24 protein-coding genes and 1 pseudogene are annotated in these 20,813 nt (G+C 72.2%); 7 read left to right on the top strand and 18 right to left on the bottom strand.

Annotated features, from left to right (window positions below):
* Positions 1-12 precede the first annotated feature (12 nt).
* Genes D5H75_RS02245 through D5H75_RS02270 form a run of 6 tightly spaced genes read right to left on the bottom strand, consistent with a single transcriptional unit; the run spans position 13 to position 8,287 of the window.
* On the bottom strand, positions 13-2,163 hold the full coding sequence (locus D5H75_RS02245) for an NPCBM/NEW2 domain-containing protein (protein ID WP_119924604.1): 2,151 nt from the start codon (positions 2,161-2,163) through the stop codon (positions 13-15).
* A gap of 13 nt (positions 2,164-2,176) precedes the next feature.
* Entirely contained in the window at positions 2,177-3,721 is a 1,545-nt protein-coding gene (locus tag D5H75_RS02250; protein WP_119924605.1) for an alkaline phosphatase D family protein, read from the bottom strand.
* Between the two features lie 8 nt (positions 3,722-3,729).
* Entirely contained in the window at positions 3,730-5,055 is a 1,326-nt protein-coding gene (locus D5H75_RS02255) for an ABC transporter substrate-binding protein (RefSeq protein WP_119924606.1), read from the bottom strand.
* A gap of 13 nt (positions 5,056-5,068) precedes the next feature.
* Positions 5,069-5,878, bottom strand: a complete 810-nt coding sequence (locus D5H75_RS02260; RefSeq protein ID WP_119924607.1) for a carbohydrate ABC transporter permease — start codon at positions 5,876-5,878, stop codon at positions 5,069-5,071.
* 7 nt (positions 5,879-5,885) lie between these two features.
* Entirely contained in the window at positions 5,886-6,980 is a 1,095-nt protein-coding gene (locus D5H75_RS02265; RefSeq protein ID WP_202637741.1) for a carbohydrate ABC transporter permease, read from the bottom strand.
* Positions 6,977-8,287, bottom strand: coding sequence for a glycoside hydrolase family 36 protein (locus tag D5H75_RS02270; RefSeq protein ID WP_119924608.1), 1,311 nt, complete (start codon positions 8,285-8,287; stop codon positions 6,977-6,979). The genes D5H75_RS02265 and D5H75_RS02270 overlap by 4 nt, the downstream gene beginning before the upstream one ends.
* Before the next feature lie 166 nt (positions 8,288-8,453).
* Here D5H75_RS02270 and D5H75_RS02275 point away from each other — a divergent pair, with 166 nt between their 5' ends.
* Entirely contained in the window at positions 8,454-9,608 is a 1,155-nt protein-coding gene (locus D5H75_RS02275) for an ROK family transcriptional regulator (protein ID WP_119924609.1), read from the top strand.
* A gap of 109 nt (positions 9,609-9,717) precedes the next feature.
* Here the strand turns inward: D5H75_RS02275 and D5H75_RS02280 are convergent, their stop codons facing one another.
* From D5H75_RS02280 to D5H75_RS02310, 8 genes are all read right to left on the bottom strand, one after another.
* Positions 9,718-10,029: a hypothetical protein gene (locus tag D5H75_RS02280; RefSeq protein ID WP_119924610.1), complete on the bottom strand. Its 312-nt coding sequence runs from the start codon at positions 10,027-10,029 to the stop codon at positions 9,718-9,720.
* Complete coding sequence (locus D5H75_RS41190; RefSeq protein WP_202637742.1) at positions 10,030-10,203, bottom strand: hypothetical protein; 174 nt, start codon at positions 10,201-10,203, stop codon at positions 10,030-10,032.
* 64 nt (positions 10,204-10,267) lie between these two features.
* Entirely contained in the window at positions 10,268-11,122 is an 855-nt protein-coding gene (locus D5H75_RS02285) for a helix-turn-helix domain-containing protein (protein WP_202637743.1), read from the bottom strand.
* Between the two features lie 16 nt (positions 11,123-11,138).
* Complete coding sequence (locus D5H75_RS02290) at positions 11,139-11,642, bottom strand: DUF6879 family protein (protein ID WP_119924612.1); 504 nt, start codon at positions 11,640-11,642, stop codon at positions 11,139-11,141.
* Positions 11,635-11,874: a hypothetical protein gene (locus tag D5H75_RS02295; protein ID WP_119924613.1), complete on the bottom strand. Its 240-nt coding sequence runs from the start codon at positions 11,872-11,874 to the stop codon at positions 11,635-11,637. The genes D5H75_RS02290 and D5H75_RS02295 overlap by 8 nt, the downstream gene beginning before the upstream one ends.
* Before the next feature lie 323 nt (positions 11,875-12,197).
* The gene (locus D5H75_RS02300) at positions 12,198-13,439 is read right to left on the bottom strand and encodes an RNA polymerase sigma factor (RefSeq protein ID WP_119924614.1); all 1,242 of its coding nucleotides are present in this window, start codon (positions 13,437-13,439) and stop codon (positions 12,198-12,200) included.
* Positions 13,436-13,759: a YciI family protein gene (locus D5H75_RS02305; protein WP_119924615.1), complete on the bottom strand. Its 324-nt coding sequence runs from the start codon at positions 13,757-13,759 to the stop codon at positions 13,436-13,438. Before D5H75_RS02305 ends, D5H75_RS02300 begins: the two co-directional genes overlap by 4 nt.
* A 97-nt stretch (positions 13,760-13,856) precedes the next feature.
* Positions 13,857-14,465, bottom strand: coding sequence for a dihydrofolate reductase family protein (locus D5H75_RS02310; protein ID WP_119924616.1), 609 nt, complete (start codon positions 14,463-14,465; stop codon positions 13,857-13,859).
* Between the two features lie 324 nt (positions 14,466-14,789).
* Here D5H75_RS02310 and D5H75_RS02315 point away from each other — a divergent pair, with 324 nt between their 5' ends.
* On the top strand, positions 14,790-15,098 hold the full coding sequence (locus tag D5H75_RS02315; RefSeq protein ID WP_119924617.1) for a hypothetical protein: 309 nt from the start codon (positions 14,790-14,792) through the stop codon (positions 15,096-15,098).
* Between the two features lie 61 nt (positions 15,099-15,159).
* Here D5H75_RS02315 and D5H75_RS02320 read toward each other — a convergent pair whose 3' ends face one another.
* A complete protein-coding gene (locus D5H75_RS02320; protein WP_119924618.1) occupies positions 15,160-15,531 on the bottom strand; it encodes a hypothetical protein in 372 nt (123 codons plus the stop codon).
* 10 nt (positions 15,532-15,541) lie between these two features.
* Positions 15,542-16,237 carry a TetR/AcrR family transcriptional regulator gene (locus tag D5H75_RS02325; protein WP_119924619.1) on the bottom strand — a complete coding sequence of 232 codons (696 nt, stop codon included), beginning with the start codon at positions 16,235-16,237 and terminating at the stop codon, positions 15,542-15,544.
* A gap of 109 nt (positions 16,238-16,346) precedes the next feature.
* On the opposite strand from D5H75_RS02325, the gene D5H75_RS02330 reads away from it, so the two are divergent.
* Positions 16,347-17,081 (top strand): SDR family oxidoreductase, encoded by a 735-nt coding sequence (locus D5H75_RS02330; protein ID WP_202637744.1) that lies wholly within the window; start codon positions 16,347-16,349, stop codon positions 17,079-17,081.
* Positions 17,082-17,160: 79 nt separating this feature from the next.
* Positions 17,161-17,367 (top strand): tautomerase family protein, encoded by a 207-nt coding sequence (locus D5H75_RS02335; RefSeq protein WP_119924621.1) that lies wholly within the window; start codon positions 17,161-17,163, stop codon positions 17,365-17,367.
* A gap of 237 nt (positions 17,368-17,604) precedes the next feature.
* Here the strand turns inward: D5H75_RS02335 and D5H75_RS44555 are convergent.
* Positions 17,605-17,709: pseudogene (locus tag D5H75_RS44555) on the bottom strand (Imm1 family immunity protein); the annotation flags it as partial.
* Between the two features lie 160 nt (positions 17,710-17,869).
* A complete protein-coding gene (locus tag D5H75_RS02345; RefSeq protein WP_119924622.1) occupies positions 17,870-18,430 on the bottom strand; it encodes a dihydrofolate reductase family protein in 561 nt (186 codons plus the stop codon).
* Between the two features lie 67 nt (positions 18,431-18,497).
* Between D5H75_RS02345 and D5H75_RS02350 the strand changes: the two genes are divergently transcribed.
* The 3 genes from D5H75_RS02350 (at position 18,498) to D5H75_RS02360 (ending at position 20,722) form a co-directional block, all read left to right on the top strand.
* Positions 18,498-19,025 (top strand): winged helix-turn-helix transcriptional regulator, encoded by a 528-nt coding sequence (locus D5H75_RS02350; protein ID WP_242453939.1) that lies wholly within the window; start codon positions 18,498-18,500, stop codon positions 19,023-19,025.
* A gap of 256 nt (positions 19,026-19,281) precedes the next feature.
* Positions 19,282-19,878, top strand: a complete 597-nt coding sequence (locus tag D5H75_RS02355; RefSeq protein ID WP_147425038.1) for a hypothetical protein — start codon at positions 19,282-19,284, stop codon at positions 19,876-19,878.
* A gap of 229 nt (positions 19,879-20,107) precedes the next feature.
* Positions 20,108-20,722: a PadR family transcriptional regulator gene (locus tag D5H75_RS02360; protein WP_202637745.1), complete on the top strand. Its 615-nt coding sequence runs from the start codon at positions 20,108-20,110 to the stop codon at positions 20,720-20,722.
* The last annotated feature ends 91 nt before the right edge of the window (positions 20,723-20,813 follow it).

The following is a 20,813-nucleotide window of genomic DNA, read 5'->3' on the forward strand; positions in this document are numbered from 1 at the left end:
GAGGAGAACTCCCTACTGGCAGGTGATGGCGGCGTCGGCGAAGTCGGCGTGGTCGGAGGTGGCGTTGTCGCCGCCGTTGGTCGCGACCAGCCGGACGTGGCGCGCGCCGCGGATGTCGGCGGTGACCTTCTGCGCGGGCCGGGCGCCGGTGAGCAGCTCCGAGCGCGCGACCCGGCCGCCGTCGGCCCAGACCTCGAACACCGCGGAGCCGGCCTCGCCCACCTCGTCGTCGATGCCGGCGGAGAACTCCACGGTGGTGCAGCGCCCGGCGGCGTAGTACTCGATGTCGGCGGGCGCGTGGGCGCCGAGGCCCTTGGCGTACCGGACGCCCTGGATGGTGATCGGCTTCCCGTCGCCGGCGGCCCGTTCCCCGTTGCTGGTGTCCTTCTCGACCGGGCCGAAGTGGTTCTTGGCGTTCGTCCAGGTCAGGTCGCTGAGGTAGGTCCGGCCTGAGGGGGGCGCGGTGGCGACGGCGACGGAGGCGGCGGCCGTCTGGGTGCCGGCGCTGGAGGTGACGGTGGCGCTCAGGGCGTACGGCCCGGGGGCGGCGCCGGCGGGCGGGGTGACGGACCAGGTCACGGTGAACGTCTCGGAGCCGTCGAGGCGGGCCGCGCGGGTGCTGGAGCGGGCGTCGGCCCGCCAGCCGTCCGGGGCGGTGAGCGCGACGCGCACGTCGCGCAGCCGGCCGGTGGCCCCGGTGTTGGTCACGCGGGTGACGATGTCGCCCGATCGGCCGGGCTCCAGGGTGGTGGGCCGGTCGTCGCCGAGGGCGCCCGGGTCCACCTCGACCGTCACCAGCGGCGGGGCCTGCTCGCGGCTGGGGCCGACGCGGTACAGCACGGCGGCGTGCGCGGGCACCTGGGCGGCGATGGTGCCGCCGGTCGAGGTGACGGCGCCGGTCCACAGCTCCTCGACGCGGTGGCGGCCGCGGCCCAGCCCGGCCCGGGCCAGGGTCGTGGAGATCGTCGCCGCGCGGTCGCTCTCGTTGAACAGGGCGATCGCGCGGTCGCCGTTCGCCAGCGGCTTGGCCAGCACGTGGTACCAGCCGTCGCTGCTGACCAGCCGCGCCTGGACGCCGAGCCCGTCCTGGTTCACCGCGATCACCTTGGGGTTGGCGACGACGGCGGCGGGCGCCTTGGCGGGGTCGGCCTGGAGCATGAGCGGGGCGGCGCCGACCGCCCACAGGGTGAACTGGGCGCGGTACTCGGTCTCGGTCATCCCGCCGCGCCCGGCCTGGATGAGGTCGGGGTCGGCCCAGCTCCCCGGTCCGGCGTACTCGGCCCGGAGCTGGTTGAACTCCCAGATGTCCACCATGTTGGCGTAGGTGTCGGCGATGGGCCGGTTGTAGACGTTGGTCCGCCAGGTCGTGGCGCCGGCGCCCTTGGCCCAGAGCCACGGGACGGTGCTGCCGTCCTCGTTGTTCATGGCGAAGACGACGCCGTCGCCGAGGGCCTGGCGCATGCGCGGGTAGAGGGTCTCGGCGATCTGCCGGACGTTCTGGCCGGGGAAGTCGGCGGTGGGGATGTTGCACCAGTCGTACTTGACGTAGTCGACGCCCCAGGCCTTCACCCGGGCGGCGTCGGCGGCCTCGTTCTTGTACGAGCCGGCGCCGCCGCCCGCGCACGCCTTGGTGCCGGCCGACAGCGAGACGCCCAGCTTGAGGCCCTTGCCGTGGACGTACGCGGCGAGGGCCTCGACGCCGCCGGGGAAGCGGGCGCGGTCGGGGACGAGCGCGCCGTCCGCGCGCTGGGCGGCCAGCCAGCAGTCGTCGATGACGACGTGCCGGTAGCCGAGGGGGGCCAGCGGCGCCAGGGCGTCGGCGGCCTGCCGTACGGCGGCCTCGGTGACCGAGCAGCCCAGGGAGCGGCTGTTCCAGCCCATCGGGGGCGCGTACGGCGCCTCGCCGGGCGCGGGCGTCGCCGACGGCGCCGGCGACGGGGTCGCCTCCGAGGCCGGAGTCGGAGTCGGGGCCGGAGGCGTGGCCGGGGCCGGGGCCGGGGGCGGAACCGAGGTCGAGGAGGCGGCCGGGGGCGTGGCCGGGGTCGCGGGCACGGACGTCGCGGGCGCGTCCGGGGGCGGCGCGGGCGAGGCCGCGGCGGCGGACGAGGCGAGTAAGGGCAGCGTGAGGAGGGCGGCCGCGGCGGCCGCCGTGGTGACGCGCATAGTGGGGGTCCCGTCAGGCCGGGTTGAGCCGGGGGGCGCCCGGTTCGACGACGAAGGAGCCGGAGGTGTAGGCGGGGGCGTACGGCTCGGTCACGCGGGACAGCGAGCGGAAGTCCACCTTCATCTCCTGCGGGGTGATCCGCGCCCGGACGTAGCCGCGGCGGCCGTTGAAGAACTTCACGTGCGGGTTCTCGGCGAGCAGGGCCCGCGTGTCCGGGTACTCGTCGGCGCCGTTGCCCGCGCTGGTGACCGAGGTGGTGACCAGTTCGACGGCGACGGACTTGGAGTCGGGCCGCTGGTGGTCGAGCTTGACCTCGCCGGCCCAGTGGGAGTGCACGTCGCCGGTGAGCACGACGGCGTTGCGCCGGTACCGGTCGATCGCCGCCGCCAGCCGGTTGCGGGAGGCGACGTAGCCGTCCCAGCCGTCGTTGGAGTAGCCCTTGCCCTCGCCGACGGTCCAGTCCATCTCCATCAGGAAGACCTGCTGGCCGAGCAGGTCCCAGGTGGCGCGGGAGTCGCGCAGCTCACGGTCGAGCCAGGCCTCCTGCTCGGCGCCGAGGATGGTGCGGTTCGGTTCGAGCCGCTCGGCGCAGTCGGCCCCGATCGTGCCGGTCTTGCCGCCGCAGGCGTACAGGTCCCGGTACTGGCGGGTGTCGAGCAGGTGCAGGTTGGCGACGGAGCCCCAGCGGAGGGAACGGTGCAGGCGCAGGGCCGAGCCGTTCGGGCGCTGGGCGCGGCGCAGCGGCATGTTCTCGTAGTAGGCCTGGAAGGCGGCGGCCCGGCGCTTGAGGAAGTTCGGGTCCGGCTGCTCGGGGACGTCGCCGGCCCAGGCGTTCTCGATGTCGTGGTCGTCCCAGACCACGGCCCAGGGGGCGATGGCGTGGGCGAGCTGGGACTCGGGGTCGGCCTTGTGCTGGGCGTGCCGCAGCCGGTACCCGGCCAGGTCGAAGCACTCGCCGCCGGCCTGGTCGCGGACGGGGTACTTGTAGTCGCCGTACTCGTAGATGTAGTCGCCGAGGAAGGCGATGAGGTCCGGCTCGTCCTCGGCCATGCGGCGGTACGCGGTGAACCAGCCGGTCTGGTAGTCGGCGCACGAGGTGAACGACAGGTTCAGCGGCCGGGACCGGGTGCCGGGGGCGGGGGCGGTGAGCGTGCGGCCGGCCGGGGAGATCTGGCCGGCGGCGCGGAACCGGTAGAAGTACTCGGCGCCGGGGGCGAGGTGGTCCAGCTCGACGTGCACGCTGTGGGCGGCCTCGGGCCGGGCGATCGCGGTGCCCCGCCGTACGACGCGGCGGAAGCCCTCGTCGGCGGCGATCTGCCACTCCACGGGGACGGGGCGGGACGGCATGCCGCCGAGCCCGTCGGGGGCGATCGGGTCGACGGCGAGCCGCGTCCACAGCACCACGCCGTCGTGGGTCGGCTCGCCCGAGGCGACGCCGAGCGTGAAGGGGTCGGACAGGGGGGCGCGGCGGGCCGCCGCGCGCGCGGGCGAGGCGCCCAGCGCGGCGGTCAGGCCCAGGGTCGCGCCCCCGGCGAGCAGTGAACGCCGGGTGATCATGTGGTCCCTCACTTGACGGTCGCGTTACCCGTGGTGACCGCCTGGTCCGCGGCCTGCTTCGGGGTGATCTTGCCGAGGTACATCTCGTTGAAGATCTGCACGAGCTTGGTCTCGAAGGCGGTGAAGCCGGTGGTGACGGGCAGCGCGAAGGTCGTGCCGCGCGACTGCTCCAGGAACGGCTCGACGTCGACCTTCTTGGTCTTCCAGTAGTCGACGTAGCCCTGGGCCAGGCCGTCGAGCGCGGGGAAGACGTAGCCGCCGTCGGCCATCACCTTCTGCGCCTCCGCGGAGCCGAGGTAGGCGGCCAGCTTCATCGCCTCGGCCGGGTGGTCGCTCTTGGCGTAGACGGCCTCGGCCAGGCCGTTGAGGTTCACCGCGCGCCCGGCCGGGCCCTCGGGCATGGGCGCGATGCCGAGCTCGAACGACAGCTCGGGGGCCACGAACGGCAGCAGCGCGTTGTTCGCCGGGAACATGGCGACCTGTCCCGCCTTGAACATGTCGTTGATCTTGTCGCTGGGCGGGTTGGTCTGCGTCGCGGGCGGCGAGACGTGGTGCTTGTTGACCAGGTCCACGCCGAACTGGAGGGCCTGCACGGACGCGTCGTCGTTGAAGGCGTACTTCCCGAACGGCTTGTCCAGCAGCTTGCCGCCGTTGGAGGCCACCCAGTTCATCCACTGCGTCTGGTAGTGGTTCCAGGAGGCGAAGCCGTACGTCTTGACCGAGGCCGGGTCGAAGCCGGACTCGCCGGGGTGCTTGCCCTTGGCGTCCACGGTGAGCTTGCGCGCGGTCTCCAGGAACGTGCCGGAGCCGTCGGGCTTCCAGGTGAGCTTGTCGGGCATCTCGACGCCCGCCTTCTTGAACAGGTCCTTGTTGTAGAACAGGCCGACGATGCCCCAGTCCTTCGGGACGCCGTAGAGCTTGCCCTCGTAGGTGAAGGTCTGGACGACGGTCTGGTGGTACTTGGACGCGTCGATCTTGGCCGGGGCGACGTCGGCCAGCACGCCCTTGGTGACGTACTCGGGGAACTGGCTCGGCGCCATCCAGAACACGTCGGGCGCGGTGCCCGCGACCGCGTCCGCGGTGAGCTTGGTCCAGTACTGGTCCCAGGGCAGCAGCTCGATCGACACGTCGATGCCGGGGTTGGCCTTCTCGAAGTTCGCGATGACCTTCTCGTAGCCGGCCTTCTGCTGTTCGTCCCAGAGCCGGTACGTCAGGGCGACCTTGCCGTCCTGGCCGCCACCGCCGCCGCCGTCGCCGTCGCCGCAGCCGGTGAGCGCGAGCAGGGCGGCGCCCAGGAGCGCCCCGGCCCAGCGAATCCGGGGGAAGTGCTTCATTCGCTGACCTCTTCTACTTGAGGCCGGTGAGGGCCACCGACCGGACGATGTACTTCTGGCAGAAGACGAAGACGACGAGCATCGGCAGCAGGGCGATCAGGCCGCCGGCCATCATGAGGTTGTAGTCGGTCCCGATGCCGCCCTTGAGCGTGGCGATCGCCACGGTGATCACGCGGGTGCCCTCGCCGCTGGTGACGATCAGCGGCCACAGGAAGCTGTTCCACGAGGAGATCACGGTGATGATGGCGAGGGTGCCCAGCGCCGGGCGGCACAGCGGCAGCAGGATGCGCACCAGGATCGTCAGCGGGCCGGCGCCGTCGATGCGCGCCGCCTCCTCCAGCCCGGAGGGCAGGGTCCGCAGGAACTGCCGCATCAGGAAGATCCCGTACGGCGTGCCGAGCACGTACGGCGCGAGCAGGCCGTACCACGTGTTGACCAGGTCCAGCTCCCGCATGATCAGGAACAGCGGGATCATCGTGACGGCGCTCGGCACCATCATCGTCGCGACGTACAGCCAGAACAGCACCTCCCGGCCGCGGAAGCGCAGCCGCGCGAACGCGTAGGCGGCGAAGGTGGTGAACACGAGCTGGCCCGCGGTCAGCACCGCCGTCATCACGAGCGTGTTGAGGATGTAGCGGGGGAAGTCGCCCGACAGGAACCGGGTCAGGTTCGCCGTGGTCGGCGGCAGGCCGGGGACCCACGGCGCGGTGGTGTTGAGCTGGCCCTGCGACTTGAACGCGGTCAGCACCACGAGCAGGTAGGGGAAGAGGGAGACGAACGCGCCCACGGCGAGCACGACGTGGAGCAGCAGTCGCTTGGTCATGGCATCCTCAGCCGAGGTCGTAGGTGGTGCGCTTGCCGAAGAACCGGACCTGCGCCAGGGTGACCGCGAAGATGAGCGCGAAGAGCAGCATCGACAGGGTCGAGGCGTAGCCGAAGTCGAACGCGCGGAAGGCGGTCTGGAAGATCGTGAAGTTGATGACCGCGGTGCTCCCGCTCGGGCCGCCCTCGGTCATCACGAAGACCGTGTCGAAGACCTGGAAGGCGCCGATGAGGTTCGTCACCATGACGAAGAACATCGTGGGGTTGAGCAGGGGCAGGGTGATCCGCCAGAACCGCTGCGAGGCGGTCGCGCCGTCGGTCGCGGCCGCGTCGTGCAGCTCCTTGGGCACGCCCTGCAGCCCGGCGAGGAAGAACAGCATGTTGTAGCCGGTGTTCTGCCAGACGCTCACGAGCGCGACGGCCGGCAGCGCCCAGGACGGGTCCGACAGCCACTCCGGGCCGTGCACCCCGACCAGGGCGAGCGCGCGGTTGAGCGCGCCGTCGCGGGGGTCGAAGATCCAGGTCCAGACCAGGCCCAGCACGATCGGGGTGGCCATCCACGGCACGACGAACAGCGCCCGGTAGATCCGCACGCCCCGCACGCGCCGGTCCAGGAGCAGGGCCAGGGCCAGCGCGAGCACGGTCTGCAGGGGGATGCACAGCAGGACGTACAGGACGGTGACCCACACCGAGCGCCACGCCTCGGCGTCGCCCGCCAGGCGGCGGTAGTTGTCGACGCCGGCGAAGGTGGGCTCGGACAGCAGCTCCCAGTGGAAGAAGCTCAGGACGAAGACCACGACCATGGGGAGCAGCAGGAACGCCAGCACCCCGAACAGGCTGGGCGCGACGAACAGGTACGCGTACCAGTCGCCTCTCCCCCGCTTGCGGCCGGGGCGCGCCCTGGCGCCGGCCGTACGGCCCGCCGCCGGCGGCGCGGTGCCCGGCGGTACGGCTCCCGCCGGGCCCGCCGGCGCCGGCCCTGGCACGGGCGTCCCCTGGGCGGTCGCCTCCGGGGTCTCCGGGGTCTCCGGCTTCCCGGAGTCGTCCGGGGCGGGCGTCCCGGCGGGGCCCGTCGGGCGGGTGTTGGCGCCGGGCCTGGTCACGACGGCACCGTGGCGGTGGGGATCATCAGGCGGCGGGTCGTCTCCAGCCCCCACGGGTCCAGGGCGGCGATCGGGTCGCTGGAGCCGCGCAGGCCGCCGGTGGCCGCGATGTGCGCCGCCCACTCGCGGCGGGCCTCGACCTCCGGCCGCACGATGATGCAGTCCGGGTCGTTGACCCACCAGCGCGCGTGCAGGAACTCCCGGGCCGCGCCGGTGAGGCGGGCGCCGAGCTGCGACGGCTGGCTGATGTCGCCGGACTTGGGGTGCAGGGTGGGCGCGATGTCGGGGCTGACCCGCATGATGTCCACGAGGCCGAGGCTGGGCAGCAGGGGCGCGCCGCAGCCGTGCAGGGTGGCCGCGGGGCCCGCGCCCCGGCGGATCAGCTCCAGGCCGCGCCGGTAGGCCGCGACGGGGTCCAGGTCCTCGTGGCGGCCGCCGGCCAGGGCCCCGGCGTAGAGGTAGTCGAGCTTGAAGTGGCTGATGCCGAGGGCCGCGAGAGAGCGGAACACGCTCACCAGGTGCTCGGCGGCGTCGGGGTGGGTCACGTCGAGGACGGCGAGCTCCTGGTCCCACATGTGACCCGCGTACGCGTCCCGCACCAGCCAGTCGGGGTGCTCGGTGAAGAGCCGGCTGCCGTGTCCCACCAGGAAGGGGGCGGTCCAGATCCCGACGCGCTTGCCGGTCTCGGCGACGGCGCCGACCGCCCGCTCCAGCGAGCCGAACCCGGGCCGCGGGTCCAGCCAGTCGCCGATCCCCGCCTCGTAGCCGTCGTCGATGAGGATCATGTCCGCGCCCAGGCCGTGGCGGTCGGCCAGCCTGAGGTTCTCCAGGACGTCGGCCTCGGTGACCTTGTCCCAGTAGCCGTACCAGGTGCACCACATGGGCGGGACGGCCGGGAACGCCTCGGGCGCGTACCCCTCGGCGATCTCCTCGGCCCACACGCGCAGGGCGAGGTCGAGGTCGCCCTCGACGCGGCGGTGCCGTACCTGGCCGTCGGCGGAGACGACGAGGCGGTCGCCCTCGCGGCGGGCGCGGATCGACGGCACCTGGAGCGGGCTGGGCGCCGACCACAGCTCGACCGCGCCGTCGCCCGTCTCGATCGCCAGCAGACCCTCGCCCTGGAACACCCCGCCGGGGACGGGGGTCTCCGGGCGGTAGCAGAGGATCTGGATCGTGGCGTCGGCGGGCCTGGGGGGCGTGGCGTCGAGGGCGTAGGCGCCGGTGGGGCTCCAGGACTGCCAGCCGTGCTCGTACACGCGTGCCCGTCCGTGGACGTACCCCGTCTCGCCGATGTCCGTGAACGGCATCAGATCTTCTTTCTCTCAACTTACGAAGGAGAGCTACATTACTAACATGATGATCTTGAGGGGTCAATGGGTGATTTGCCGGAAAACGGGAGGCGAAGCGGGCTGAGCCGTACGGCAAGCTCTGGCATAATCCCGAGTTACGTAGGAGACTTACGTTAGGGCGGCGATGGCGAGATTGATTGGCGGCGACCTGTCCCGGTTGCGGCAGCTCAACGCGCTCAGCGCGATCCGGGCGCTGCGCGAGTCGGGGCCGCTCACCCTGTCGGCGCTCGCCGACCGCACCGGCCTGTCCCGGCCGTCCACCAAGGAGGTCACCGACGAGCTCGTGGCTCTGGGCTGGGTGGAGGAGGTGCCGCCGAGCCCCGGCACGATGGGCAGGCCCGCCCGGCGCTACCGGTTCCGCGCCGAGAACGGCTACCTGGCCGGGGTGGACATAGGCGGGCACAACGTGCGCGTCGCCGTGGCCGACCTCGACGGCCGGATCCTGGCCGAGGCCAAGCGGCCGGTGCCGCCGGAGACGCCCCTTGAGGAACGGCTCTCGGCCATAGAGCACGCCGTGTCCATGTGCCTCGACCTCGGCGGCATCGCGATGGCCGACCTGTGGACCATCGCCGTGGGGACCACCGGCACGCTCCGGCCCGACGGCAGCATCGCCTACTCCGTGGCCATCCCCTCGTGGACCGGGCTGGACCTGGGCGCCCGGCTCCGCGCGATGTTCCCCTGCGAGGTGCTGGTCGAGAACGACAGCCGGCTGGCCGCCCTGGGCGAGTCGCGGCGCGGGGCGGCCCGCGGCGCCTCGGACGTGGTTTTCCTGCATCTCGGCCTGGGCATGGGCGCGGGCCTGATCATCGGCGGCCGGGTGCACCAGGGCTTCGGCGGGGCGGCGGGCGAGATCGTCGTGCTGCCGGAGGCGCGCTGGCTGGAGGCCACCGAGCACCTGAACACCTGCGCGGTGGTCCCGCCCGGCACCCCGCTGGAGCACGCCGCCGGCCACACCCTCGCCGCCGCCCGGAGCGGCGATCCGGTCGCCCTGGAAGCCGTCGAGCGTTACACCGACGACGTCGCGATAGGCGCGGCCGCGCTCGCCCTCATCCTCGACCCGCAGATCATCGTCCTGGGCGGCGGCTTCTCCCGCTCCGCCGACGTCCTGCTGCCGCCGCTGCGCGAACGCCTGGAGCGCCGCTGCATCCGCATGCCCGCGCTCGCCGCCTCCGACCTCGGCGACGAATGCGTGGTGATCGGCGCGATCGACTACGCCGCCGAGCACCTGGAGAGCCGCCTGTTCACCCCCGACGCCGGCGCCCTCCCCCTCCCCCGCTGACGGGAGTCACCGGGTCGGCTGATCCGGCGGGCTCGGCGCCCGGTGGCCGCCGGGGGTGAGGCGCGGCGACGTGGCCCGCGCGGGGTGACGAGCCCGGGCCCGGCCCGGGTCACCGCGTGATCGTGGGCGGCGGATCACCGAGGAGCGTGAGGAAGTCCTTCAGGATGAGGTCCGCCTGATGCTGGGCGTCCTCCAGCGAGAGCGCCCGCACCGTCGCCCGCGCCCCCTTCTCTCCCGGCAGGTGGACCCACATCCTCCAGCGCCCCCGCGCGAACTCCTGGAACAGGAAGAAGGCGCGCGCCCCGCCCAGATACCCCGAGTACGAAGGCGAGGCGTCCTCGTCCCGCCGGACCCGCCACTCGATCCGGGTCAGCGCGGCCGGAACCGCCGCGTCCCCCGCGACCTCCCGCGCCTTGCCCACCTACCCCACCTCCCCGGTCTTCTCCGCGAACGCCTCGGCCAGGTTCACGACGCGATCGGCCATCTCGGCCATCTCGGCCATCCCGGCCGGCGCGGCCGGCGCGGCCGGCGCGCCGTTCTCCGGCTCGTTTCTCCGACTGTCGGTCTCTCGCGTCGTCTGCTGGCCACTGGTCATGCGGCGACGGTAGGAGCGCGGAGAGTGACGGATCAACGAGTCTGCACGAGTTTGCACACGAGTTTCAGGGCAGGGCGGCGATGGCTCGTGTGATCAAGGCTCGTGCCTTGTCACCGTGGGCGGCCACGGCGGACAGCTCGGCGAAGTAGCGCACGTACAGATCTATCTCTCCCGGCGACGTGATGGTGACGGCTGCGGACAGGAGTTCGATGAACACGCGCGACTCGTCATAGATCGAGAACGTCTCCTTGGCGGCGAGAGGGCGTCGGATGCCCATCGGCACGACGCCGAAGGACAGGTTGGCCCGATGCATACCAGTGAGGAGATGGCGAAGCTGCTCGCGCATCGTGACATCGTCGCCGACCCTGCCGTAGAGAACCGGCTCCTCGACGATCATGGCACAGCGGCGGTGGCTCCCGGCGCCCAAGTAGGTCTCCTGCCGCGCCACCCGCGCCTGAACGCCCTCCTCGATGTCGGTGGCCCCGGTGCGGCGGAACTCCGTCGCACCTCCGATGAGCGCTCGCATGTAGCCCGGGGTCTGCAAGGGCCAGGGGATCACGTTGGAGCAGTAGAAGCGGAAGAGGGTGGTCTCCTCGTACAGGGCAAGCCGGAGCTCCTGGAGGTGCTTGACGCTCCGGTTGACCCTGCGCCACTCCACATAGGCGTTCTCCGCGTTGCGGGACGCCGCGATGAGATTGGGGATCTCCTCCGGAACGCCGCAGATGGTGCACCAGGTGCGGATATCGGCGTCGGAAGGCCGGGTGCGCGCGTGGATGAGGCGCGAGCACTTGGTCTCGTCCCACCCGGCCCGTCTGGCGAGTTCCCGGTTGTTCAGACCCGCGTCGCGCATGATCTCGCGCAGGCGGTCCGCGATCGCCTGCCGGACCCGCTGAACGCTCGATGATTCTGACTTGGACACGTGGCGGCCGGGTAGCTCAGGCGGGCTTGTACTCCTGGTGGTCGAGTGCCCGGCTCCAGACGGCCTCGAAGGCCGAAGAGCAGAGCTCGGCCACGGCGGGATCATCGGACAGGTCGTTCCCGACCTTCTCGCCGTCTCCATCCTGGAACACGAAGCGGACCAGGCCGCCGTCGAACTGCCAGAAGTCGCAGCCCGGCAACGCGATGTCACGCGCCTGCGGGCGGGGCAGCCATCGCACCCGTTCACCGGCGACGAGGTTGGCGGCGGGCGTGATGCCGTACTCGTATCGGATGTAGTCGCTGACCGGCTCAGAGATGATTCGGGCCCGGCGGAAGGAGACGCCGCGTGCGACATGTCCCGCCACGAGTTCCACCCACGGCTTCAGGTAGTCGTAGCGGGCGATCTCCTCGATCGGCACGCCCTTCCGCCACGCCTGGTACCCCAGGCTGCTCGTGCCGTAGGTGTCACGCATCTCCAGGTGCGTCACCGAGTGCCGCGTCTTGGCGAACAGCTCAGCCAAAGTCGGGATCGGGGCCACCCAATGCCTCCCACAGAGCCTTGCGCAGCTTCCTCGGCAGGCGGAACGCCCCCTCGTTCCCGTACACGTCGGTGTACTTCTTGATCTCGGACACCGTCTGCGGATCTTCGACACGAACACCCACGAGCACGAGATCCAGCGTCTCCTCATCCACGAAGACCGCAGGGCACTCTTCCTGCTCACTGCCGCCCTTGCCATAGAACCGTAGCGTCATGCTCGCCGCCTAGTCTGAGGGTCTGCCCCGGCCTGGCCCTTCGGCGTCGAGCCTGACCCCCGTGAACATCGCCGTCAAGCGAATCGAGCATGTGGGTGGGGCTCGCGCCGACCCATGTGACCGCGATCACCCCAACATTCCCACCCAAATCATGTCGAACTGGCAACGGGCGTCAGCCCCACTCGTCACGGCACCTCAAGCCTCGGCCCTTCTCTCCGCGAGCACGTCGGCAGGCGTGGCCAGGCTCAGATCCCCATCCTCCGGGAGCCCCCTGGAGTGCAGGGCCTCGCCCTGCATACGCGGGGCGGGGCGGGAGCCGGGGGTCAGCGGAGTTGGTCGCGGCGGCGGGTCAGGTAGGCGGTCTCGGCGGTGTTGCCGGCCAGTTCGATGGCCCTGTCGTAGGCGGCGCGCGCCTGCCGGCTCAGGCCCAGCCTGCGCAGCAGGTCGGCGCGGGTGGCGTGGTAGGCGTGGTAGCCGGCCAAACTGTCCTGGAGGCGGTCGACCTCGGCCAGCGCCACCTGCGGCCCGTCGAGTTCGGCGACCGCGACGGCCCGGTTGAGGGCGACGATCGGTGCGGGGTCGAGGCGGGCGAGCTGGTCGTACAGGGCGAGGATCTGTGACCAGTCGGTGTCGCGGATGTCGCGGGCGGAGGTGTGCACGGCGTTGATCGCGGCCAGGATCTGGTAGCGGCCCGGAGGCGTTCCGGCGGCGGCCGCGGCCAGGCGCTCGCGCACCAGCCGGTGGCCTTCGGCGATCAGCGCCGCGTCCCAGGCCCCGCGGTCCTGCTCGGCGAGCGTGACCAGCTCGCCGCCCGCCGAGACCCGGGCGGTACGGCGGGCCTCGGTGAGCAGCATCAGCGCCAGCAGCCCGGCCACCTCGCCGTCGTCCGGCAGGAGGGCGCGGGTCAGGCGGGTGAGCCGGATCGCCTCGGCGGTCAGGTCCTGCCGCACGGGGCCGGCGCCGGGGCCGGTCGCCAGGTAGCCCTCGTTGAACACCAGGTACAGGACGGCGAGCACGCCGGAGACCCGCTCCGGCAGATCCTCGGCTGACGGCACCCGGTAGGGGATGCGCGCCGCCTTGATCTTGGCCTTCGCGCGGGTGATGCGCCGTTCCAGGGCGGTCTCCCGGACCAGGAAGGCGCGGGCGATCTCGGGCACGGTCAGGCCGCCGACCATGCGCAGCGTCAGCGCCACGCGGGCCTCCATCGCCAGCGCCGGGTGACAGCAGGTGAAGATCAGCCGGAGCCGGTCGTCGTCGATGACGCCGGCCGGCTCGGGCGGGGCGTCGCCGTACACCAGCTGAGCCTCCTTGTGCTTGTCGTCGCGCCTGCTCTCGCGCCGGAGCCGGTCGATGGCCTTGCGGCCGGCCGTGGTGGTCAGCCAGGCGCCGGGGCTGGGCGGCACGCCGTCGGCCGGCCACCGCCGTACGGCGGCCGCGAACGCCTCGGCGGCGGCCTCCTCGGCGATGTCGAGGTCGCCGAAGCGCCGGGCCAGGGTGGCGACCACCCGGGCCCACTCCTCGCGGTGGGCCCGGGTGACCGCCTCGCGGGCGTCGGCGTCGTTCACAGGAACGGCCGCACCTCGATCTTGCGGTCGCAGACCTTGGACGCCTCGGCGGCGAGCTCGAGCGCCACGTCCAGGTCGGGGGCCTCCCACACCCAGACGCCGGCGAGGTACTCCTTCGACTCCACGAAGGGCCCGTCGGTGAACACCGCCCGCTCGCCCCGGTTGTCGACGACGGTGGCCGTGTCGGTGCCGGCGAGCCCGCCCGCGAACACCCAGTGGCCCTCGGCGATGAGCCGTTCGTTGAACTCGCTGATGGCGGGCCCCCTGTCCGTGCTGCCGGGGTTGCTCTTGTCGTCGATCACGGAAACCAGGTAACGCATCTGAAGATCATCTCCTGTGTCGTCGGCGGAAAGAGTGGTTCGCTGGGGGACTTCAGGGGTTCGGGGACCGGGGACCTCAGGGTCGGCCGGTCGGATTTCAGGCCGTCGCGTACCGCGGGCGCCCGGCCGGCCGGTAGATCTGGGTCGTGACGCCCTTGGTGTCGGCCCGCGACTCGACCAGGTCGAGCGCGAGATCCGGACCGTCCTGCGGGAACAGTCTCGTGCCCTGGCCGAGGACCACCGGGATCACGATCAGCGTCATCTCGTCCACCAGCTCGTTCGCCAGCAGCCACCGGATCAGCGCGCCGCTGCCGTGCACCTGCAGCTCACCCCCGGCCTTGGCCTTCAGCTCTCCGATGGCCGCCGCGAGGTCGCCGCCGAGGACGGTCGTGCCCTCCCAGCCGGGCGCGGTGAGCGTGGTCGAGGCGACGTACTTGGGGGCCTGGTTCAGAGCCACGCCGATGGGATGCGCGCGCATCTGGCCGACCGCTCCCCAGGAGCGGGCGAACAGCTCGTAGGTGCGCCGGCCGAACAGGAACGCCCCGGCGCCCTGGTAGGTCCGCGTGATGAACTCCCTGGTCCGGTCGTCACCCGCGCCCAGGGCCCATCCGCCGCGCTCGAATCCGTTCCTGCGGTCGTCCGACGTGGCGCCGTTCCCCTGCATCACCCCGTCGAGGGTGACCTGGGTCATGGTCGTCAGCTTCATGATCGCGTTTCCTCCGTGTCGGCGCCGCCCCCTGCGGGCGGTCTCACCCATGCCACGAACGCCCCCGCCCCGATCCGACACCACCCTTCCGGATTTCCTGAAGAATTTTCCGGGAGGCCCGCCGCCCGGACCCCCCGAAGGGCGTACAGCGTGGAGCCGACCGGGGCACCCCGTGGATTCGGCCGGGGCACCCCGCGCACGACCGCGGACTCGGCGCGACGGGGCCTCCCGCGGAGGATGAGCCCGGCCGGATGAGGCCTTCCCACCCCCGGCGTTCGATGCTGATCTGAAGGGGTCCTCCCACCGCACCGTGAGGAGCTCCCGGTGAAGATCCGCAGCGTGTCCGCCGCACTCCTGATCGCGACGGCTCTGGCCGCACCCCTGGCCGGCGCCGCCGCCGCGTCCGCCTCCACCCAGTACGGCGCCGCGCCCGCCGCGGCGGAACGGCACGCCCTCTCCCCGCTGCCGCCCGACTGGTACTGGTCCGCCCGCTACGACACCATGGCCGCCTGCGACGCCGCCTTCGAGGACGCCGCGCAGAACGGCGGCTACACCGGCCTCGCCCCCTGCCGCTGGTACGCCGGCGACCGCCACCGCCTGCCCGGCTACTACTTCCTCATCTACATCCCCTGAATCCCAGGTGAGGTGACCGCGTCGAGGAACATAGGCGAAGCCGTCACCCCGGCGCCCGGGATCACGGCGGCGAGCCGGCCCGCAGACACGGCGGCGAGCCGGCCCGGGGCGCGGCGGCCTGAGCGGCGCTGACGTGCGGAGCGGCGGCCTGGACGATCCGCACGTCGCGCCGGCCCGCGGCGGACGTGCCGACTCCGGGCATGTCCTGAAGACGACGCGGACGCCGTACGACGACACCGAACTCGGTCACGGCGCGCACCCGCGCGGCGGCCAGGGCGTCGTCATCGAGGAAGGGGGTGGCCCATTCGCGCCGGGCAGGAGCCCGGCGGAAATCACCGCCCCTCACCGCGCCGGCCCGCGCGGCCACCCTCGCGTGCCCGGCCGGTGGCCACTCCCCCGTCAGCACCGGGTCGTCCAGCACGGACCGGGCCACTCGCCGCGGGTCAGGGCTGGGTGATGCGTTCGAGCCAGCGCTCCAGGAGGGCGGTTTCGGCCGGTTCGAGGGCCTCGGTGCCGCCGAGCCGGAGCTGGGCGCGCAGGCGCAGCGCGGCGGCCCGCAGGGGGTCGGCATCCTGCTGGGCGGGGGGCTCGGCGAGCACGTGGGAGAACACGGCGTCCCGCATGCGATGGGACAGCGCGGGGTCGTCGAACAGGGCGGGCCTGGCGAGGTGGTGCAGGGCGGTCCCGATGTTGGCCGACAGGATGAGCTGGGCGGCCGTCCGCGGCTCGACCTTCAGGGCGCCCGCCGCCGCGCACCGTGTGAGCGCCGCCACCAGCAGGTCCATCACGCGGTCTCGCGCCGTCGAGTGCGACCACGGCCGTGGGGTGAACATCAGCTGGTAGAGGGCCGGGTTCGCCTGGGCGAACGCCATGTGGCCGTCCCAGCCGGCGCGCAGGTCGGCGACCGGGTCTCCGGTCCGCTCCTGGGCCGCCTTGAGCGCGGCGTACCGCTCGTACCCGTGGTCGGCGACGGCGTCGAGCAGCCCTCGCTTGTCGCCGAACAGCCGGTAGAGGACGGGCTGGCTCACACCGACGGCCTCGCAGACCGCGCGCGTCGCCACCTCGTGGTCGGAGGACGACGCGAGCTGCCGCTCCGCCGCTTCGATCATCGCCGCGCGCAGCGGGTCCGTCTCTGCCATGAAATCAATGATACCGACAGACGCTAACAACGGTACGAAGCTGTGCTACCGTCGTGTCGTACCAGCGATACGGGACAGGCGTATCGCCGATATGACCAAGGAGTTCTCCATGAATGACCAGCGTGTGGCCGTCGTCAGTGGCGGCTCCCGTGGGATAGGCAAGGCGATCGCGCTGACGCTGGCGGCACAGGGGTCGGCGGTCGTGGTGGGATTCCACGGGGCGGCCGACGCCGCGGCGCGGGTGGTCGAGGAGATCACGGCGGCCGGCGGCCGGGCGATCGCCTTCCAGGCCGACGTGGCCGACGAGGTCGCCGTCGCGGAGATGTTCGACGCGGCGGAGAAGTCCTTCGGCGGCGTCGACGTGGTGGTCAACTCCGCGGGCCGGCTGTCGCTGTCCCCCATCGCCGACCTCGATCTGGACGAGCTGGACGCCCTTCACCGCACCAACGTCCGGGGCGCCTTCGTGATGGCCCGGGAGGCCGCGCGCCGCGTGCGTCCCGGAGGAGCGATCATCGCCCTGTCCACCTCGGTGGTCGGGCTGCGGTTCCCCGGCTACGGGGCGTACGCCGCCGGCAAGGGGGCCGTCGAGGCCATGACCATGGTGCTCGCCCGCGAGCTGCGCGGACGGGACATCACGGTCAACGCCGTCGCGCCCGGGCCCACCGCCACCGAACTGTTCCTCCAGGACAAGGACGAGGCCACGGTCGAACGGCTCGCCAAGCAGCCCCCGCTGGAGCGGCTCGGCACCCCGCAGGACATCGCCGAGGTCGTCTCCTTCCTGGCGAGCCCGGCCGGCCACTGGGTCAACGGGCAGGTCGTCCGCGCGAACGGCGGCATCATCTGACACCCGCCGCACGACAGCTCACCGGCGCGCCCCGGTCCGCCGCATCCCCCGAACCACCATCACCAGAGAGGTATTCGCCATGCCGTACGCCAACCTCAAAGTCCCCGCCGGCACCCTGACCCCGGAATCCAAGAAGAGGCTCATCGACGCCGTCACCGACGCCTACGCCGCGGTGTACGGCGAGCGCGCCAGGGCCACCACCCTGGTCCTCCTCGACGAGGTCCCCGACGGCGGCTGGAGCCTCGGCGGCCACATCCTCACCGCAGAAATCCTCGGCCGCAGCTAATCCGCCCGAACCGGACTCTTCGAGCCGCGCCAGGTGAGAAAACCGATGCCAGCGCCTGTCCCGCGCTGAGCCGCCGTCCGGCCATCGCCGACGCCATCCTCGAGCCGATGCGATGCGTGCGCGAGCCGGGTCTATGCCGGCGTGCACGGCGCCGGCGCAGGTCCCGGAGAGCAGAACTGCCGTCCCCTGGAGCGCCCGCAGGGGGCGGCAGCACGTGCCCATGCACTCCGTGGGGAATTACCATGTGTCGAGGATCTGCCATTCCACGCAGGTGGGGCGCTTCCCTCCCGAGGTGAGGACCTCCCGGGCGGCCTGACGGGCGAGATCGAGCGGGATTTCCGCACCCGCAGTGAACTACGCCGGGGCGTCCCTTTCCACCGACCGTTCGCGACCCGGAAGAGACCGCCCGCGGCCTTCGCCGCCTGAATGTCACCCAGGATCTCAACCAGGTCTTCGTTGACCCAGGGCCATTTCCACACGGGACCGGCGGGGCGGGGAGGTGTCAGGGCTTGGGGCGGTGGCGGAGGTGGAGCCAGCCGTTGGCGAACTGGCGGATGCCGACGGTCTCCAGGTTCAGGCGGACATGGTCGGGGAAGAACCGGGTGCCGCCGCCGACGACCACCGGGGCGAGGAACTGGTGGTACTCGTCGACCAGGCCGGCTCTGATCGCGTGGGCGGCGAGGCCGGGGCCGTCCACGGTGAGGTCGTGGCCGGCGGTCTCCTTCAGGCGCCGCACCGCGGCGGGGTCGAACTCCCGCTCCAGGCGCGTCCTCGCGCTGGACACCGAGTCCAGGGTCGTGGAGTAGACGATCTTGTCGGCGGCCTGCCACTGGCGCGCCCAGTCCAGGACGTACGGCGGCTGCCCGGGGAGGGTGTCGGCGGTCTCCCAGTAGACCATCGTCTCGTACATGCGCCGGCCGTACAGGTAGGTGCCCACGGATCGGGTGAGCTCGTTGACGTAGCGGTGCGCCTCCTCGTCGGGCTCACCCCAGGCGAAGTCGCCCCGCTCGTCCGCGACGTACCCGTCCAGAGAAGTGATCATCGAGTAGATCAGCTTGCCCATGGCCACCCTCCGTTCAAACCGCTTGCATTTCGCAACTGGAGAGGACGATAGGTAAACTGATCCCGATATGCAACCGGTTCCGGGGAAGACGATGGCGGGCGAGCACCGGTCGGGATGCCCGATCAACCTGTCGCTCGAGGTCTTCGGCGACAAGTGGAGCCTGCTGATCCTCCGCGACATGATCTTCGGCGGGCGGCGGCACTTCCGTGAGCTGCTGAACGGCTCGCAGGAGGGGATCGCCTCCAACATCCTCGCGAACCGGCTGAAGACGCTGGTCGAGCTGGGCATGCTCACCAGGCGCCCGGATCCCGCGCACAAACAGAAGGCGATCTACAGCCTCACCGAGCCCTCGATCGCGCTCGTGCCGGTCCTGGCCGCGCTCGGCGCGTGGGGACGCAGGTGGCTGCCCGTCACCGAGGAGCTCTCCGTCCGGGCACGCCTCCTCGAGGAGGGCGGCCCCGACCTCTGGGCCCGCTTCATGGCCGAACTCCGCGAGGAGCACCTGGGCGTCCCCACCACCCCACCCCCCGACGGCCGCACCGTCCGCGACCGCCTCCAAGCCGCCTACCTCGCCACGAAATCCACCTCCGCCTGACCGTCGCCCCCGCCCGGCGGTACGGCGACCGCCGAGGCGCCGGCCCTCGCCGTGCCCGCACACGATCATCTCTGCCGCCGCAGAGGCGCGGTCCCAGGTCCACGACCTACATCGGCCCGTGCAGCGGGTGCCGGACGGCGGGCGGCCCGGCGGCGGCCTGGGGCGGGCGGGGGTGGTTGTGACGTCCTTCGCAGGGTTCCGGACCTCCGCCCGGCGGGGCGGGGACCTGGATACCCCCGGGGGGCATGCTGGGGGCATGACAGACAAGACACAGACAGCGGCCGGCGGGCCGGGAAGCGGCGGGCGGGGCGCGCGGTGGAAGGCGGTGCTCGCGGCGCTGGGGCACCGGTGGCCCACGTGGTTCGGGATCGCCTTCGCGGCGCTGAGCCTGTCCGACCCCGGCGACGGGACCGGCGTCGGCATCATCCTGCTGATCGCTCCGATCGGCTACCTGTTCGTCGCGATCATCAACCGGCCGGGCGCCACCTGGCCGGTCGCGCTGGGGCTCTTCGCGGCGGTGACCGCCCTGCGGTTCGCCGGGGTGGATCCGCGGCCGGTGATGCTCGGCGTCCTGGTCCCGGTCGTCGTGGCCGGGCTGTTCATGCCGCACCTGCGGCGGCGCGGCCTGGCCGCCTGGCAGGTGCCGGGGGCGGTGCTGTTCGGCCTGGCCGGGCTGGCCACCCTGCTCACCGTGCCGGAGATCGGCCGGTACATCGTCGCCGCGGGCCTGGCCGCGCACACGGTCTGGGACGTGATCCACTGGCGCGCCCGCAGGTTCATCGCCCCCTCGTTCGCCGAGTGGTGCGGCGTGCTCGACCTGCTGCTCGCGGTCGGCATCCTCGTCCTGATCTGACCAGGTACGGCAGGCGCCGTACGGCATGCCGCACACCGGCCCGGCCCGAGACTCTCGGGCCGGGCCGATCCATGCCCTCACGCGGATCCGGGGCGGCGCCCGACGAGCCCGCGGCACCGCTTCGGCATTTCCCCGGGGTGTTCGCGGGAGCCGTACCCGGACGGCCCATCGGCGGCCAGGAGGCCGTCCGACTTTGATTAGTCGCACTGCAACTAGTAGCATGGTGACTATGTTGCACCGGCGTTCGACGTTGGCCCTGGCCGTCCTGTCCCTGCTGGCCGAAGCGGAGTACCTCCACCAGGGCTCCATGCACCCGTACCGGATGCAGCGGCTGCTGCGTGACCGCGGCAAGGACGAGGTGGTCAACGTCGGGCAGCGCGGCAGCCTGTACCGCACGATCGACCGCCTCCACCGGACCGGCCTGATCGAAGCGCGGGAGAGCGGCCGGGACGGCAACCGCCCCGAGCACACGCCGTACAGCCTCTCCGACGAGGGGCGGCGGGTCTGGCGCGAGTGGATGCTGGACGCCCTGGCCACGCCCACCCGCGAGTACCCCGAGTTCCCCGCCGCGATCGCGTTCATCCCGCTGCTCGACCCGGACGAGGTGCTGGGCCGGCTGCTGGAGCGCCGGCGGAAACTGACCGACGAGGTCGCCAGGATCCAGTCGCTGATGGCCGAGTCCGCCGAGTGGGGGCGGCTGTTCGCGCTGGAGATGGAGTACCTCAACGCCACCACCGAGGCCGAACTGCACTGGGTGCGGTCGGTCATCGACGATCTGGAATCAGGAGCCATCTCCTGGACGCCGGAGCAGCTCGCCGCCCTGGCGTCCCGTCACCCGCAGTAGGACCGCGCCGGTCCGCCACCCGCTGTGGACCCGCGCCGGTCCGCGGCCCAGGGACCGATCCGGTCCGCAGCCCAGGGGGCAGAGCATGCCC

The organism is Bailinhaonella thermotolerans, assembly GCF_003594875.1.
Lineage (GTDB): Bacteria > Actinomycetota > Actinomycetes > Streptosporangiales > Streptosporangiaceae > Bailinhaonella > Bailinhaonella thermotolerans.

Bases quoted from the DNA above. Each gene is read 5' to 3' on its own strand.
- D5H75_RS02245 (WP_119924604.1), bottom strand. From the start codon at position 2,163: ATGCGCGTCACCACGGCGGCCGCCGCGGCCGCCCTCCTCACGCTGCCC.
- D5H75_RS02250 (WP_119924605.1), bottom strand. From the start codon at position 3,721: ATGATCACCCGGCGTTCACTGCTCGCCGGGGGCGCGACCCTGGGCCTG.
- D5H75_RS02255 (WP_119924606.1), bottom strand. From the start codon at position 5,055: ATGAAGCACTTCCCCCGGATTCGCTGGGCCGGGGCGCTCCTGGGCGCC.
- D5H75_RS02260 (WP_119924607.1), bottom strand. From the start codon at position 5,878: ATGACCAAGCGACTGCTGCTCCACGTCGTGCTCGCCGTGGGCGCGTTC.
- D5H75_RS02270 (WP_119924608.1), bottom strand. From the start codon at position 8,287: ATGCCGTTCACGGACATCGGCGAGACGGGGTACGTCCACGGACGGGCA.
- D5H75_RS02275 (WP_119924609.1), top strand. From the start codon at position 8,454: ATGGCGAGATTGATTGGCGGCGACCTGTCCCGGTTGCGGCAGCTCAAC.
- D5H75_RS41190 (WP_202637742.1), bottom strand. From the start codon at position 10,203: ATGACCAGTGGCCAGCAGACGACGCGAGAGACCGACAGTCGGAGAAAC.
- D5H75_RS02295 (WP_119924613.1), bottom strand. From the start codon at position 11,874: ATGACGCTACGGTTCTATGGCAAGGGCGGCAGTGAGCAGGAAGAGTGC.
- D5H75_RS02305 (WP_119924615.1), bottom strand. From the start codon at position 13,759: ATGCGTTACCTGGTTTCCGTGATCGACGACAAGAGCAACCCCGGCAGC.
- D5H75_RS02310 (WP_119924616.1), bottom strand. From the start codon at position 14,465: ATGAAGCTGACGACCATGACCCAGGTCACCCTCGACGGGGTGATGCAG.
- D5H75_RS02325 (WP_119924619.1), bottom strand. From the start codon at position 16,237: ATGGCAGAGACGGACCCGCTGCGCGCGGCGATGATCGAAGCGGCGGAG.
- D5H75_RS02330 (WP_202637744.1), top strand. From the start codon at position 16,347: ATGAATGACCAGCGTGTGGCCGTCGTCAGTGGCGGCTCCCGTGGGATA.
- D5H75_RS02335 (WP_119924621.1), top strand. From the start codon at position 17,161: ATGCCGTACGCCAACCTCAAAGTCCCCGCCGGCACCCTGACCCCGGAA.
- D5H75_RS02345 (WP_119924622.1), bottom strand. From the start codon at position 18,430: ATGGGCAAGCTGATCTACTCGATGATCACTTCTCTGGACGGGTACGTC.
- D5H75_RS02350 (WP_242453939.1), top strand. From the start codon at position 18,498: ATGCAACCGGTTCCGGGGAAGACGATGGCGGGCGAGCACCGGTCGGGA.
- D5H75_RS02355 (WP_147425038.1), top strand. From the start codon at position 19,282: ATGACAGACAAGACACAGACAGCGGCCGGCGGGCCGGGAAGCGGCGGG.
- D5H75_RS02360 (WP_202637745.1), top strand. From the start codon at position 20,108: ATGTTGCACCGGCGTTCGACGTTGGCCCTGGCCGTCCTGTCCCTGCTG.